We start from the raw sequence: 15,443 nt of genomic DNA, 5'->3' as shown, positions 1-15,443 counted from the left end.
TGTACGATTGGTCATATTTGTTATATCGCTTCGTTCAACGAGGACAAAAAAGGATTTAACATTTAATGACTTGATCATGAAAAAGATACTGGTGTTAACCGATTATACATATAATGCAAACCATGCAGCGGCGGCGGCTATTCCACTTGGTGCTAAGTTACACGCGAATATTTTATTGTTTAACACTTTCCTTAGCCATCCCGTTTTATCCGAGCTTGGCGGAACGCCTTATGATGCGGAGCAGGTGATCTGGGTAGACGAAAGCAAGGGGAAAATCACCGATCTTAAAAAGCACCTGGAGAAACTTGTTGCGAAGGTACCACATCGGGAGCACCGGCCCAGTGTCGATTGCCTGCGGGAAGAGGGTAGCCTGCAGTATCAACTAAAGTTTCTGCTTGAAAGAAAGGATATCGAACTCATTATTATGGGAGCCCGCTCGGGCACAACCATAGAACATTTGTTGATTGGCAGTGACACCAGTACGGTGATCAATCAAACAAACCGGCCGGTTTTGATTATTCCCGAAAGTGCTGACCTTAAAAAGATAAAAAAAGTTACAGTTGCCTGCGACTTTGATGAAGGCGATCTGAATGCGGTACATTACCTCACCAAACTCGGCCGTCTTTTTGATTTTCAACTGGAAATTTTACATGTGTCGCTTTGGGGCGATAGCGATTCCCGTGAAATAGAAATGAAAACTAAATTTTCTAACCGGGTAAAAAGATACCGCTACCCTAAGATATCATACCACAACATTTCCGGCAAGGAATTGCCTGCTCGCCTGAATCGTTATTGTGAGGAGAACCAATCTGATTTACTTGTCTTGGTGCATGACCATCATAGTTTTTTAAGCAGGATATTTAAAGGAAGTAATGCCAATGCACAATTAACAAACCAGCAGATACCGGTAATGGTAATCCCCTCAGGTATGTAAAGCTGATAAACCGTTGCTATATCCAGGAAAGCCGCAAACAGACTTAACTCCCTGTAGATTTTTAACGGGTCAGGAGTTGCATTTTTTGAAAAGAAATTTGATGAAAAAACCGGATTGTTTTATAAAAAATCCCGGCCTGGAAGTGTGGCTTATTACAAACAGGGGGTTACGCTTCATTCATTCTGCAGTAAACCTGTTGAATCCATGAAATCAAGAATGAGCATTTTTTCTTATCGGAAAAATGACGTTTAACTTTTTTTGGTGTGTTGAAAAAATCAAACAGAGCCATCTCTGGAATAATGAATAAATGTCTTTGAAATTCCTGGTGTAAATCTTCTGCTTTGTGCAAGATCAGTTTTGGTTATGATGCCGGTCATTATTCCGGGAGAGTATTAAGCTGAAATTAGCTCCATATTAAACAAAAGGAAGTAACTGCTAAGCAGGTAGATAAGATACTTTAAAATCAATAACGGAAAATCAATATGGAACCTTTCATCAAAAAATTCAGTGAAATCGGGCTGCTGGATATCGCCGAGGTTGGTGGTAAAAATGCTTCCATCGGAGAAATGTTTACCCATTTGGTGCCCATGGGCATACAAGTTCCGGATGGTTTTGCTGTTACCGCTGCGGCCTATCAATATTTTTTAAAAAAGAATGAACTGGAACAACCTTTGCAAAAAATACTTCAGGGTCTCGACAGGGATAATTTTACCAATCTTTCCCAGGTAGGTGCAAAAGCCAGAAAACTGATGACGGATGCAGAAATTCCCCAGGATCTCCAAATGGCCATTATTGACGCATATGATTATTTGTTTAGTTTTTCCGAACCGGCTGTAGCTGTCCGTAGCAGTGCTACAGCGGAGGATCTTCCGGATGCCAGTTTTGCTGGGCAGCATGAATCTTATTTAAATATTCAGGGACACGGGGCTGTAATTCGCGCTGTACAAAAATGCTTTGTATCGTTGTACACTGATCGTGCTATTAAATACCGGGAAGATAAGGGATTTGATCATGCTAAAGTTTTTCTTTCTGTGGGTATTCAGCAAATGGTACGCTCTGACCTTGGCTGCTCAGGCGTAGGCTTCACCCTCGAACCGGAATCAGGGTTTCGCGATGTGGTGCACCTTGCCGGGGTTTGGGGGTTAGGCGAAAATATGGTGCAGGGTACGGTTATCCCGGATGAGTTTGTAGTATTTAAGCCCACCTTGAAAAAAAATAAGCAAGCGATTATACAGAAAAAATTGGGCAGTAAAAGCAAAATGCTGGTATATACCCAGGGCGGGAATGATAAGCATACAACTATCAATAAGGATACGGCCTGGGAATTGAGGGGCGAGTTTGTACTGAATGATATGGAAATTGAAAAACTGGCCCGCTGGGCCATGATCATCGAAGAACACTACCAAAAACCGATGGACTTTGAATGGGCGAAAGACGGACAGAACCATCAGCTTTACATCATCCAGGCAAGACCAGAAACCGTACACAGCCAACAAAAAAAGCTGCAGATCAAAACTTGTCGTATTTCAGAAAAGGGCGAAACGATAACAACAGGGGCTGCAGTGGGACACCATATCACCAGTGGTTTTGCACGCTTGCTAAGCTCTCCTGATGAAGCCGGCAAACTTAATGAGGGCGACATTCTCGTTACCGACACTACCAGCCCGGATTGGGATCCTATACTCAAAAAAGTAGCCGGTATTGTCACCAACAAAGGTGGCAGAACCAGTCATGCGGCCATCATTGCCAGGGAATTAGGTGCAGTTGCTATTGTAGGTACTGAAAATGGCACGGTAAAAATCAAAGACGGAGAACAAATTACCCTGTGCTGTACAGAGGGTAAAACCGGAACCGTTTACCGTGGTAAAATGAATTGGAAAGAAACCCTTACTGATGTTAAAGCAATCCATTTGCCTGAACACCCGAAGGCACAGTTAATTGTGGGGGATCCTGATCAGGCATTTCAACTGGCTTTTTATCCTAACCATGGCGTTGGGCTTATGAGGCTGGAGTTTATCATTACCCATTCTGTTAAGGTGCACCCTATGGCGCTGGTCAATTTTGATCAGGTTATTAACGAAACAGACCGGCTGAAAATCGAGAACCTCACTCATAGGTATTTGCATAAAACCGATTATTTTATTGATCAGTTGGCGCAGGGTGTAGCCACCATTGCGGCAGCTTTTTACCCAAAAGAGGTCATCGTTAGGATGAGCGATTTTAAGAGTAATGAATATGCCGGCCTTATTGGCGGCAGGTACTTTGAACCGGAAGAAGAAAATCCTATGATAGGGTTCAGGGGGGCTTCCCGTTATACGCACGAACGTTACCGGGAAGGATTTCGTTTGGAGTGTGAGGCCATGAAAAGGGTAAGGGACGATATGGGCCTCACAAATGTTAAACTTATGGTTCCGTTCTGCCGAACAGTTGAGGAGGGTAAAAAGGTTATAGCTGAAATGCAAAAGCACGGATTAATAAGGGGGGATAACGAACTGGAGATTTTTGTTATGGCCGAAATTCCAAGTAACGTTTTGCTCGCTGAAGAATTTGCCGCTGTTTTTGATGGTTTTTCAATCGGTTCCAACGATCTAACCCAATTAACACTCGGTATTGACAGAGACTCTGCCCTGATTGCCGATTTATTTGACGAGCAGAATGCCGCCAGCAAGAAGTTGATTGTTTTGATGATTGAAAAGGCAAATAAATTGAAGCGAAAAGTAGGACTTTGCGGACAGGCACCAAGCGACTCCAAAGAGTTTACCAGGCTAATTGTTACCGCAGGTATCGATAGCATTTCGTTTAACCCGGATGCGCTCATCAATGGTATTAATAATATTAATGAAACGCTTTCGTCTCCAATCAAGTCTACAAAAACAGGCAATCCACCGGTTGATGTTAAAAAAGCATCAAAACATGTAAAGGGTACAGCTTAACCGGAATGACTTAGATATAGCATCGTACGCCGGCGATCACTATAAAACTAATTATACTTGAGGAACGGAAAGTCTATCTTATAGAAGGGTTTGTAATATGACGATGACGGGCCACCGGTGGGTTGGGCAACTTGTTTGTTGGTACAGATCTTCGCTATCCGCTTTCATGACATTGATCATTAACCTATATGATGTTCATCATTCTCCTTCGATAGTTAATGCGGTACTTTTAATTAAAATTCAGACCCGTATAACATGGATAGCTTAGATAAAGTTCATTGGGCTTTTACTGACCGATTACTGGAATTCTTTAAAGAAACCGGTCACGTAGCAAGATTTGCCGGCCATTTTTTTTCTATGGGCCTGAAACCCCGTTTTGAGGTAAAAGAACTTTTGACGCAGTGTTATTTAATTGGTTACAAGTCGCTGCCGCTGATTGGCTTGACCGGATTTATTATGGGCCTCGTATTAACTATGCAATTAAGACCTTCTCTGGTCAGTTACGGGGTCGAATCTGAGTTGCCTGTGATGGTGGGCATAGCTATTGTCCGCGAGATTGGCCCGGTGATCACCGCCCTGATATTTGCAGGTAAAATTGGCAGCAGTATTGGCGCCGAATTAGGCTCGATGAAAGTAACCGAGCAGATTGATGCCATGGAAGTAAGTGGTACTAATCCCTTTAAATATTTAGTAGCCACGCGGGTAGTAGCATCAACCTTAATGTTGCCTATACTTACCATCCTTAGTGATGCAATTTCTTTATTTGGAGCTTATATTGGTGTCAATATCCGTTCAGTCACCAGTATTCGCCTGTTTTACACCCAGGTGTTTGACAGTTTAAACTTTGGTGATCTTACTCCGGCAGTAATCAAAACATTTTTTTTTGGCTTTGCGGTAGGTATTGTAGGCTGTTATAAAGGCTATAATTCCAGTAAAGGTACGCGTGGCGTTGGCAGTTCGGCTAATACAGCCGTTGTGCTGGCTTCTGTATTGATATTCATCATTGACCTGCTGGCCGTTCAACTCACCGACGTTCTTGGACTAAATTAAATGTGATGGAAGCGCCAATCAGATCATCAATAACCGGCAAGGCAACAGGAGTACCTGAAACTGTAATTGAAATTGAACATCTCTGCAAAAGATTCGGGAAAAATGTGGTGCTTAATGATTTTAACCTCAAAGTGTACAAGAATGAAAACCTGGTGGTGCTCGGTAAGTCGGGATCAGGAAAATCTGTTTTGATCAAATGCGTCATCGGACTTTTAAAGCCCGATAGCGGCAAGATCATCGTGCTGGGAAAAAACATACCAGAATTAGATCACGAAAACCTGGATAAGATCAGGACAAAAATTGGTTTTCTTTTTCAGGGGAACGCTCTTTATGATTCGATGACTGTGAGAGAAAATCTTGAATTTTCTCTTCGAAGGCAATGGTTCAGGCTGCCACAAACTGAGGTGGACGACATGGTAAAGGAAGCGCTGGAAAATGTGGGGTTGCCGCATACTGTGGATATGATGCCGGCAGAGCTTTCCGGAGGTATGCTAAAAAGAGTAGCGCTGGCCCGTACACTAATCCTTAAACCAGAAATTATACTGTACGATGAACCAACTACCGGCCTGGACCCGGTAACCGCCAGGGAGATCGACAATCTCATTTTATCCCTGCAGAAAAAATATCATACCGCATCCATCATTATATCTCATGATATGAATTGCGTTAAAAATACAGCCGACCGGGTGGTTTTGCTGCTGGATGGAAAGTGTTACATGGAAGGCACCTACCATGAACTTGAAGCTTCTGCGGATGAAAATATTAAGCAATTTTTTGAATAACACATTATGGTAAACGAGGGAGAAAACAATACCAAATTAGGTGTATTTACATTGGCCGGATTACTGGCGCTCATATTTTCCTTTTATATGATTGGGAAGAACCACAACCTGTTTGGCGGTGGTATTGAAATAAAAGTACGTTTTTCCAATTTGAACGGATTAATATCCGGGAACAATGTGTTGTATGCCGGGATTCAGGCCGGAACTGTTAAAGACATGCAGTTGCTTAACGATACCTTGATTGAAGTCATTTTGTTGATAGACCCCAAAGTAGGCGCATTTATACATAAAAATGCCATTGCCAGCATTGGAACCGAAGGCCTAATGGGGAATAAAGTTATTAATATTCAACCCGGAACTGGTGTGGGTTTGGCAATAAACAAAGGCGATTACCTGCAAACCCGGAAAGCCGTAAATACTGATGCTATGCTACAAACCCTGGATAAGACCAATAATAATATTGCTCTTATTTCAGAAGAATTAAAAAGCACGGTGGGGCGCATTAACGAAAGCAAAATTTTTGAAGTGCTGAATGACAAAGATTTGGGCTCAGAACTCCGGTCTTCTTTAAGCAATGTTCATCAGGCCACAGCGTATGCAAGGGACATGGCTACAAACCTTGATATTATAGTAAAAGGAATCAAGAAGGGAAGGGGCGCTGCCGGGCTGTTACTGACCGATACAGCGTTTGCGGGAAACTTAAATAACACAATGCAAAAGATCAGGTTGGTAAGTGATAATGCAAACCAGGCTACCATCCGGTTGAATACATTGATTGAAGGAGTTAAACAGGATCTATCGTCGAAAGATGGTTCCCTGTCCGTCTTGCTCCGTGATTCTGTGCTGGCCGGACAACTAAAACAAACGATGAAAAATATTCAGGATGGTACTGCCGGATTTAATCAGAATATGGAAGCCTTGAAACACAACTTTTTGCTGAGGGGCTATTTCAAAAACCTCGAAAAAAACAAGAAGAAAGACCAGTTTTGAAAGAGGAAATTATTTTTCGATAGAAAAAGCCCCAATTAATCCATTGTCAAAACAGCCGCTCCGTTAATTTGGCCCTTTCTTAATTGTTCAATGGCTTCATTGGCTTGCGAAAGGCGAAATAAGGTTGTTTGTGTATGTACAGGGATTGCTTTCAATGCCTCGAAAAAGTCCAGACCATCCTGTCGCGTCAGGTTAGCTACTGACTTTATCGTTCTTTCACCCCAGATGAGGTCATACGAAAAAGCTGGAATCTCGCTCATGTGAATGCCGCCGCAAATGACCTGCCCGGCCTTTGCAACCTGTCCTAAAGCCATAGGAATCAACTCCCCAGCGGGCGCAAATATCATAGCCGCGTCAAGTAATTCCGGGGAGGTTTCAGTGCTGTTACCGGCCCACACGGCTCCTAATTGCCTGGCAAATTGCTGCGCAGCTTCATCGCCGGTGCGTGTAAAAGCAAAAATTCTTTTTCCCTGCGCCCGGGCAATCTGGATGATAATATGCGCCGCGGCGCCGAAACCGTAAATGCCAATATTGATTGCGGTAGGGTCAATCATCCGGTACGAGCGATAGCCTATTAGCCCGGCACAGAGTAGGGGGGCAGATGAAGGGGCATTGTAATTTTTGTTGGCGAGTGGAAAACAGTAGCGTGCATCGGCTATGGCATATTCGGCAAAACCACCATCAATAGTATAACCGGTAAATAAGGCATGATCGCAAAGGTTTTCCTTACCTTGTTTGCAGTACCTGCAATGCCCGCAGGTATAACCTAACCAAGGGACCCCGACGATGGTTTTCAATGGCAAAGCATTCAGCCCATTTCCAAATCCGGCTACCTCTGCAATAATTTCATGGCCAGGTATCAACGGAAGTTTAGGCTGGTCAAGTTCGCCGTCGATGATATGCAGGTCTGTTCTGCAGATACCACAGGCCAGGATCTTCAGCAGAACCTGGCCATCAGCCGGTTTGGGTACCGGCACCCGTTGAAGCGTAAGTGGCTGGCCTGCTTTTTCGAATACCATGGCCTGCATGAACCCGGGAGTTTCCATTTTAACGCAATTAGAGTTTATCTTAACAAACAACGTTTGCCGTAGGGATGTTTTAAATTGCCGCGCAAGCAACCGGGTGGATAAAAATCAGTAATGGAATAGTGGTCGGGTACGGCGATGCCGGCAACCGGATGAAATGATCATCCGGCAAACCCAGCAGAAAATCTATTTCAATTTTATGAAACTCCTGGTCGGCCAACCTGTATTTAATGTCAAGATATTGTTTGTGAGGTTAGGAACCATGATGTTATTAAGATTGAAACTTGTTTTGCTAAACATCCGAAAATTGCGGATCAATCAATTTTTACCTCTTTTTTAGCCGTCAGGTCCTTGCCTGATTTTTTAAGATCAATGACCAATAAGCCATCTCTGTACGATGCTTTAATCTTTTCTTCCGTTACGTTTTCAGGCAGACTGAACATACGGGTAAAAGCCGTTTTTGAAAACTCCTTACGGGTGTAGTTTCCTTTTTCTTCTTTTTGCTCATTACTGGTTTCCGCGCTGATGGTTATCAAGCCATTTTCGGTAGAGATCTTAAAATCTTCCTTTTTAAAGCCGGGTGCTGCTACTTCCAGTTCAAAATTATCTTTTGTTTCCCGGATGTTAACTGCTGGTAATTGCTCGCCAGAAAAAAGGGATTTGTCGAAGAACCTGTCGGTGTTCCAAAAATCTTCCATCATTGACCTTAGTGAGGGAAAGCCGTTAGTTTTTACTAAAGTTGACATAATAATTTATTTAATGTTTACGTCCAAATTTCCCCTTATCTATGCAAATAACGATGACCCATATCAGTTCGCAACGTGATGCTCGTCAATAATTTGTTTTCATCGGTGCGCTAATTTTACCTGATAATACATATCAACTATTAAAACCAGTTAATCATGAACAACGAAAATGATGCTCTAAATAATGAGGTTGTTTCTTTACAGTCTTTTGGGGCCGCAGAAACCGTTACAGGGTCAAAACATCTGCTGCAAACACCAGATTTGAACATTCTGGTAGATTGTGGCTTATTTCAGGGTATGAAGTCCCTTCGGGAGCGAAACTGGGAAATGCCGCCGGCCGAACTTTCTGCTGTCGATGTGACGATCCTTACCCATGCACATCTTGACCATTGTGGTTATATTCCCTTATTTGTTAAAAACGGCTATCGGGGTAAAATTTATATGAGCCCACCCACCCGTGACCTGGCCGAGCTGATACTGAGGGACAGCGCAAAATTGCAGGAAGAGGATGCCGATAAAGCCAATAGACGGGGATATAGTAAACATCGGCCGGCCGAGCCATTGTACACCACAAAAGACGTAGAAACAGCCTTGCAGCATTTTGTAACATTGGAACCTGGACAAACTTTCGGCCTGAATGATCATATATGCTTTAAATTTTTCCCGGCGGGTCATATTTTGGGTGCTTGCTCTCTTGAAATCAATTGTTATGGGAAAACTATTGTGTTTTCCGGTGACCTTGGGCGTTATCATTCAGAATTACTCCCCCCGCCCGTTCATCCGGTTAAGGCTGATTTTGTGGTAATGGAATCCACTTACGGAGATCGCCTGCACGGTGCAGATGATCCGGCGGAAGCATTTGCTTTGGCCATCAAGGATACAATTTTTCGGCGTGGTAACCTGCTGATCCCCTGTTTTGCTGTGGGGCGCGCACAGGATGTGATGCATATTTTATGGCGGCTAAAAAATGCCCAAATAATACCTCAAAGTATCCCGGTTTTTCTTGACAGCCCTATGGCAGCTTCAGCCGGTCGGTCTTTGTTGAAATATGCGGATTGGCTAACGCTTCCCCCGGGCGAAGCCGTCCAAATGTTTAGCGGGGTGACCATTAACCAGGATTACAGACTCACGGAAAAAACGATCCGCCAAAAAGGGAGTAAGATTGTGCTTGCTGCAAGTGGGATGCTCACCGGTGGCAGGGTTTTGGAGTACCTTAAACACTACCTCGTGGATGCAAGGAACACCGTCCTGATGATCGGATACCAGGCTGAAGGTACAAGGGGAAGAGCCCTGCTTAACCAGGTGCCGGAAATTAAGATACATGGACAATATTACCCGGTAAAAGCGCGGATTTTGGGGATTGGCGGTTTATCAGCACATGCCGATCAGACCGAATTACTAACCTGGATAAAAGGATTTGAACAAGCTCCCACCGAGGTTTTTCTCGTACATGGTGAGCCCTGCGCGCAGGAGGCATTTCGGGTTAAGCTAAAGGATGAACTTCGCGTTCCTGTAACTATCATGAAAGAAGGCAGACCAAAACTGTTGTTTCGGATAAATCGTAGTGAGTTAAAAGTGCTGCCCCTTTCCGAAATGGCAAAACAACATCCCGTTAGCCCGGTTGAGGGCTGATGTGAAACAATTCTTTTGTACCACGATCATTTTAATTGACGGGGCATTAGTGCAAAATTTACAGTACAGGATATTCAACAGTAACCATTATGCAAACTATTAACGTCCTCAATAACAATTCACTGGCAGACCTGGCGGAGCCCTATGCGCAGATGTAATCATGAACGGTAAGTATAATGACCTGATGGTTATGGGTAATCACCGTTTTTATTTTAAGGAAATTATCTGCGACTATATAGAGCATTCTCCCCCCGTTCATATTTCTACGCCATTGCTCATTTCTTCATACTAATCGATCCATGGAAAGTAAAGCCGACACCAAAATGAAATTCTGGCAGTTTGATACGGAAACGGCTTATCAACAGTTATCTGCCAATCCCAAGGGCTTATCGGCTCGGGAAGCTGCTATCAGGATGCGGCAATATGGTCCCAACACAATCAGGAATAATTCAAAAACATCCCTTTTCCTATTATTTCTCACACAGTTTAAAAGCCCGGTGACACTGTTATTGATTGCAGCCGCTTTACTTTCTGCGGGTTTAGGTGATGTGACCGATACCTTAATTATTTTGGCCATTGTTCTTATTAGTGGTTTTTTAGGTTTTTGGCAGGAGAAAGGGGCGGCGGACGCTGTTAAGGAGTTATTAAAATTAGTGCAGTTGAGCTGTGATGTGCTGCGGGACGGTCAACTTAAAACCATTCCTGTGGAAGAAGTTGTCCCTGGTGATATAGTCACCTTAAACGCCGGAGATTTTATTCCAGGGGACAGTTTGTTGATAGAATCGCAGGACCTGTTTGTGGATGAAGCGGCATTTACAGGAGAAACCTTTCCGGTTGAAAAGCGTTGCGGCGCTGTTGCTGCCACCGCCCCTATGGCTAAAAGAAGTAACGCCTTGTTTATGGGATCCCACGTGATTAGCGGTAAGGCTAAAGCATTGGTCATCCAAACAGGCGTAACAACAGAATTCGGAAAAATATCCGCAGAACTAATGAGCAGAACGCCTGAAACCGATTTTGAAAAAGGGATAAGAAAATTCGGCTACATGTTAATGGAATTAACCCTGCTACTCGTTATTATCATATTCGCCGCCAACGTACTGCTTCATAAGCCTGTACTCGATTCTTTTTTATTTTCATTGGCATTGGCTGTAGGGCTTACGCCGCAATTGTTGCCGGCAATTATCAGTGTGAATTTAGCTGCCGGGGCAAGAAGAATGGCCCGACAGCAGGTAATAGTCAAACGCCTGTCTTCAATCGAGAATTTCGGGAGCATGAACATCTTATGCACCGACAAAACCGGGACTATTACAGAAGGAAAGGTAACCCTTGGAGACAGCCTTGATTACAATGGCAGGCATAGCGACAAGGTATTGCAGTATGCCTGGCTTAATGCGGTTATGCAGCAGGGTTTTCACAATCCCATTGACGAGGCAATCTGCACTGCAAATGCCGGAACGGTAAACAACTATAGCTTGTTGACGGAAATTCCGTATGATTTTATCAGAAAAAGACTGACGGTTCAGGTTGAAAATGACACCTGTAATATGGCAGTAACGAAAGGTGCTGTACAAGGTATTTTGGCCTTATGTGACCAGGTGGAGACGGACGACGGAAAACTGGCGGACATCCGGGTGATGGAAACGATACTTAATGAGCAATATAGCCGGTTAAGCGAAGCCGGTTTCAGGACGCTGGGTGTTGCCTACAAACCCGTTGACGGTACACATATTATTACAAAAGACGATGAGCGGGGCATGATCTTTTTAGGTTTTATTACCCTGTTTGATCCGCCCAAAGAGGGAATTTGTGAAACAATTAGAAAGCTTGATACGCTTGGAGTCAGGCTGAAAATGATTACCGGCGATAACGAGCTGGTAGCCAAAAGCCTGGCGCTGCGGATTGGGATCGGGCAACCAAAAGTGCTCACTGGGGCTTCTATTCAAAGAATGAGCAACTCGGCGCTTGGCCACCATGCACCGCTAACAGATATATTTGCGGAAGTGGAGCCCAACCAGAAAGAAAGGATTATTATGGTTTTGAAGAGAGCCGGCCATGTAGTGGGCTTTATGGGAGACGGCATCAATGACGCCCCGGCCCTGCATGCTGCGGATGTAGGTATTTCTGTTAATACGGCCGTAGATGTGGCTAAAGAAGCCGCTGATATTGTATTGCTTAGCCGGGACCTGAACGTGTTGCTGGAAGGGGTACTGGAGGGGCGCAAAACGTTTGCCAATACAATGAAATACATTTTTATGGCCACCAGCGCCAATTTTGGCAATATGTTCAGTATGGCAGGCGCATCTTTGTTTTTGCCTTTTTTGCCGCTATTGCCAAAACAGGTACTGCTCACGAACCTGTTAACAGATTTTCCCGAGATGGCGATTGCGACTGATCGCGTAGACGACATCAATATCCAAACGCCGCAGCGATGGGATATGCAGTTTATACGGCGTTTCATGATCACTTTTGGCCTGTTAAGCTCGGTTTATGATTACCTGACCTTTGGTGTCTTATTACTCATCATCCATGCCAATGAAAAAACGTTTCAAACCGGTTGGTTCACCGAATCCGTGATTTCGGCGATTTTAATTGTACTGATTGTCCGCACACGCCTGCCGTTCTTTAAAAGCCTGCCCGGGAAGTACCTGGCAACAGCAACAATAATTATCCTTTTGGTGATATTAACCTTGCCTTTAACGCCAATAGCTGCCTGGTTTGGCTTTGTTCAGTTGTCCTTCTCATTTTATGGCTGGATGTTGTTGATTATCTTCTGCTATATGTTTAGCGCCGAACTCGCTAAATACGGGTTTTATAGAGGGACATTTCGTCTTTTGAAAAAAACGCTTTAACATAATATAACGGCGGACATAATTGTGATTACTATTATCCCCTATACTAACTGGTATCATGTTAGTTTTTATTAATCTATAGGTTATTTGAGCGAGTATCTACATCTTTTATTTATTACTCATCAAAAGTTAAAATTATGGAAATATACGCATCACGTAATCAAAACTGCTCTCTGTCCGATTGTTCCGCCGGGAGTTGTTTCGCACTCCTTGCGTTAAATGGTATTCGCTATCGATTTCGAAAAAGAGAGTTGAAGGTTATCACCTGTGTGGAGGTAAGGACCGCCTATTGGGTTTAAGGACAGGTATCGCCCATAATAACGCCGGGGATGGAAAGACCCAGATCATGGGCCCAAAAACGATATTTACAACCCGGATAACAGAATTGCAAAGCGCGTCCGTTTTGTCAAATACTTAAGACAACTCATCCGATAGAATACATCCTTGCTGTTCCTCTCTTTGTGACGTCACCAACAAGGGTGATCTGAATCAGTTTCTACGCTGACGACCGACATTGGCTGACAGTATCCAATCATTTAGTTTTGACAAAAAGCACGTTCATGAAAAAGTTTTTCCTGCTTCTGATGGGGATATTTCCCGCCGGTTTGTATGCGCAGACACCCGCGCCGACTATTGATTTGAGTTATGCGGCCGCCAAAGCGCTGCCTGCAGTTGTAAGTGTGCAGGCTTTCTTGTCCGATAGTTTATTAAGTATCCATCCAGACCTTATAAACAAAATGGGGATCAAGACTCCCCGGTCTGGCAGCGGTATACTGGCAAATGCTGCCTCGGGCGTGCTGGTTAGTACTGACGGTTATATTATGACCAACGCGCATGTGGTTGCAGGAGTGGACAGTATAACCGTTGTTTTGCCTGACCGCAGGGCTTACCATGCAGCGTTGATTGGTACAGACGATCTTGCTGACCTTGCGCTATTAAAGATTGCGGCAAACGATTTGCCGTTCCTGGAGTTAGGTGACCCGGGGCTGGTTCGGATTGGCGACCCAGTGCTGGCGGTGGGAAATCCGCTTGAACTGAGTTCTACGGTTACCGCAGGGATCCTGAGCGCCCGTTTTAGAAGCCTGGACAGTCAACCCGACGCATCTTTGGTGAATTCTTACCTGCAATCGGATGCGGCCAGTAATGAAGGCATGAGCGGAAGCGCTTTGGTAGACCGTAGTGGTAAGCTGATCGGCATCAATGCTGCTATCATTTCTCCTACCGGTGCATTTGCGGGTTATGCATTTGCCATTCCGTCCGGGATTGTAAAAAAAGCCTGGAGAGATCTGGTTAGTTACGGCAAGGTACGTCACGCTTACCTGGATATCGCTTGTAGTGATATGGATGCGGAAAACGCCAGACGTCTGCGCACCAAAAATATAAGCGGTGTTTTAATAGACAGCACGCAAAGGGGAGGAGCTGCGGAGCGTGCCGGATTGCGAAGAGATGATATCCTGCTCGGGATTGACAAGCAGCGGCTTTATAATTCTGCCCAGCTAAGAGAACTGCTGGCGCAGCGAGCGCCTGGTGAACAAGCGTTAGTTGTTATTGAAAGAGATGGCGGCGAATTGCAATTGGCGGCAGTGCTCTCTCCGGGAAATGCCGGACAGACAGAGGTTCGCAGCCACGTGCAAAAAGCATGGCCGGTGATACTGACCGTTCACAAGCATTAATTCATCATATGCAGCAGGTGACAGGAAACGTAGCATGGCCCATAAACTGTTGACAAGGTGAAATATCAAAATCCGGACAGTGCTTTGCAAGGTCATCCTCAATGCTTCCCCTTTTTCAGGGCGACGGTTTTAATTGATTTTTGTGCGTAACTTATTCCACAAATTATAAAAACGGTCATTCCTGGTCGGTTTTTGTCTGATATATTTTTCGCCGGATACAAACCACTGGATCTTCGATCAAGCCAGGATATGACCAGCATCACTTTCCGGGCTGCTGCCGGTCATTCCGGCTTCGGAAAGTCCGCCGTATTCTTGTGTATGAAAAATCATGTTAACATTAAACATATCAAGAACCTGAATAATGACGGTTTGAGAGGTATCTCCTTTTATAAACAGGAGCTGGGTATCATGCAGGAAAGACTGCAAGAGATTGCTGCCGACAATACAGCGCGCGAAGTACAGGAAAAAGTGGAACATTTTCAAAACCAGTTTCTGATTCATGGAAATTACCTGGATGAATTAAAGCATGACATCCATGGCAATGACCAGGACATCGAGGCCGAGTTGCTGCGTACGGGTACTACGGTTTCCGAAAGCGTTGCCACCGAACATACCCGGATCCATGAGCGTTATCTCAATGAGGAAAGAATGTTCAACGATCTGCGTCATGAATTTAACCGCCTGGCGGCAAAATGGATGTGAAAAATATTTAGGCAAAATTTACCGAAGTTTCATGATGGGCAAATGGATATCCGCTCATTACGAAACTTTTGGAAATTGGGTGGCCGTAGTGACCATGGCATTGAATACGTCGGATGTGATATAACCC

Annotated in this window: 11 protein-coding genes; 9 read left to right on the top strand and 2 right to left on the bottom strand. The window is 44.3% G+C overall.

Annotated elements, in window-relative coordinates:
- Positions 1 to 76 precede the first annotated feature (76 nt).
- From ACFGVS_RS06025 to ACFGVS_RS06005, 5 genes are all read left to right on the top strand, one after another.
- The gene (locus ACFGVS_RS06025) at positions 77 to 934 is read left to right on the top strand and encodes a universal stress protein (RefSeq protein WP_439697870.1); all 858 of its coding nucleotides are present in this window, start codon (positions 77 to 79) and stop codon (positions 932 to 934) included.
- 482 nt (positions 935 to 1,416) lie between these two features.
- Complete coding sequence (gene ppsA, locus ACFGVS_RS06020; RefSeq protein ID WP_439697869.1) at positions 1,417 to 3,867, top strand: phosphoenolpyruvate synthase; 2,451 nt, start codon at positions 1,417 to 1,419, stop codon at positions 3,865 to 3,867.
- A gap of 255 nt (positions 3,868 to 4,122) precedes the next feature.
- Positions 4,123 to 4,917, top strand: coding sequence for an MlaE family ABC transporter permease (locus ACFGVS_RS06015; RefSeq protein ID WP_439697868.1), 795 nt, complete (start codon positions 4,123 to 4,125; stop codon positions 4,915 to 4,917).
- Positions 4,918 to 4,922: 5 nt separating this feature from the next.
- The gene (locus ACFGVS_RS06010; RefSeq protein ID WP_439697867.1) at positions 4,923 to 5,699 is read left to right on the top strand and encodes an ABC transporter ATP-binding protein; all 777 of its coding nucleotides are present in this window, start codon (positions 4,923 to 4,925) and stop codon (positions 5,697 to 5,699) included.
- A gap of 6 nt (positions 5,700 to 5,705) precedes the next feature.
- On the top strand, positions 5,706 to 6,689 hold the full coding sequence (locus ACFGVS_RS06005) for an MlaD family protein (protein ID WP_439697866.1): 984 nt from the start codon (positions 5,706 to 5,708) through the stop codon (positions 6,687 to 6,689).
- A 35-nt stretch (positions 6,690 to 6,724) separates the two neighbouring features.
- Here the strand turns inward: ACFGVS_RS06005 and ACFGVS_RS06000 are convergent, their stop codons facing one another.
- Complete coding sequence (locus ACFGVS_RS06000) at positions 6,725 to 7,735, bottom strand: zinc-dependent alcohol dehydrogenase family protein (RefSeq protein WP_439697865.1); 1,011 nt, start codon at positions 7,733 to 7,735, stop codon at positions 6,725 to 6,727.
- Between the two features lie 293 nt (positions 7,736 to 8,028).
- On the bottom strand, positions 8,029 to 8,460 hold the full coding sequence (locus ACFGVS_RS05995) for an Hsp20/alpha crystallin family protein (RefSeq protein WP_439697864.1): 432 nt from the start codon (positions 8,458 to 8,460) through the stop codon (positions 8,029 to 8,031).
- A 156-nt stretch (positions 8,461 to 8,616) separates the two neighbouring features.
- On the opposite strand from ACFGVS_RS05995, the gene ACFGVS_RS05990 reads away from it, so the two are divergent.
- The 4 genes from ACFGVS_RS05990 (at position 8,617) to ACFGVS_RS05975 (ending at position 15,316) form a co-directional block, all read left to right on the top strand.
- A complete protein-coding gene (locus ACFGVS_RS05990) occupies positions 8,617 to 10,092 on the top strand; it encodes an MBL fold metallo-hydrolase RNA specificity domain-containing protein (RefSeq protein ID WP_439697863.1) in 1,476 nt (491 codons plus the stop codon).
- A gap of 299 nt (positions 10,093 to 10,391) precedes the next feature.
- Positions 10,392 to 12,941, top strand: a complete 2,550-nt coding sequence (mgtA, locus tag ACFGVS_RS05985) for a magnesium-translocating P-type ATPase (protein WP_439697862.1) — start codon at positions 10,392 to 10,394, stop codon at positions 12,939 to 12,941.
- 560 nt (positions 12,942 to 13,501) lie between these two features.
- The gene (locus ACFGVS_RS05980) at positions 13,502 to 14,614 is read left to right on the top strand and encodes a S1C family serine protease (RefSeq protein WP_439697861.1); all 1,113 of its coding nucleotides are present in this window, start codon (positions 13,502 to 13,504) and stop codon (positions 14,612 to 14,614) included.
- A gap of 318 nt (positions 14,615 to 14,932) precedes the next feature.
- On the top strand, positions 14,933 to 15,316 hold the full coding sequence (locus ACFGVS_RS05975) for a hypothetical protein (protein WP_090652724.1): 384 nt from the start codon (positions 14,933 to 14,935) through the stop codon (positions 15,314 to 15,316).
- The last annotated feature ends 127 nt before the right edge of the window (positions 15,317 to 15,443 follow it).

The organism is Mucilaginibacter sediminis (assembly GCF_051903035.1).
Classification (GTDB): domain Bacteria; phylum Bacteroidota; class Bacteroidia; order Sphingobacteriales; family Sphingobacteriaceae; genus Mucilaginibacter.
This window is presented reverse-complemented; position numbering and strand designations above follow the sequence as displayed.

Coding starts and splice junctions, on each gene's coding strand:
- ACFGVS_RS06025 (WP_439697870.1), top strand. CDS start 77: ATGAAAAAGATACTGGTGTTAACCGATTATACATATAATGCAAACCAT.
- ppsA (WP_439697869.1), top strand. CDS start 1,417: ATGGAACCTTTCATCAAAAAATTCAGTGAAATCGGGCTGCTGGATATC.
- ACFGVS_RS06015 (WP_439697868.1), top strand. CDS start 4,123: ATGGATAGCTTAGATAAAGTTCATTGGGCTTTTACTGACCGATTACTG.
- ACFGVS_RS06010 (WP_439697867.1), top strand. CDS start 4,923: ATGGAAGCGCCAATCAGATCATCAATAACCGGCAAGGCAACAGGAGTA.
- ACFGVS_RS06005 (WP_439697866.1), top strand. CDS start 5,706: ATGGTAAACGAGGGAGAAAACAATACCAAATTAGGTGTATTTACATTG.
- ACFGVS_RS06000 (WP_439697865.1), bottom strand. CDS start 7,735: ATGGAAACTCCCGGGTTCATGCAGGCCATGGTATTCGAAAAAGCAGGC.
- ACFGVS_RS05995 (WP_439697864.1), bottom strand. CDS start 8,460: ATGTCAACTTTAGTAAAAACTAACGGCTTTCCCTCACTAAGGTCAATG.
- ACFGVS_RS05990 (WP_439697863.1), top strand. CDS start 8,617: ATGAACAACGAAAATGATGCTCTAAATAATGAGGTTGTTTCTTTACAG.
- mgtA (WP_439697862.1), top strand. CDS start 10,392: ATGGAAAGTAAAGCCGACACCAAAATGAAATTCTGGCAGTTTGATACG.
- ACFGVS_RS05980 (WP_439697861.1), top strand. CDS start 13,502: ATGAAAAAGTTTTTCCTGCTTCTGATGGGGATATTTCCCGCCGGTTTG.
- ACFGVS_RS05975 (WP_090652724.1), top strand. CDS start 14,933: ATGAAAAATCATGTTAACATTAAACATATCAAGAACCTGAATAATGAC.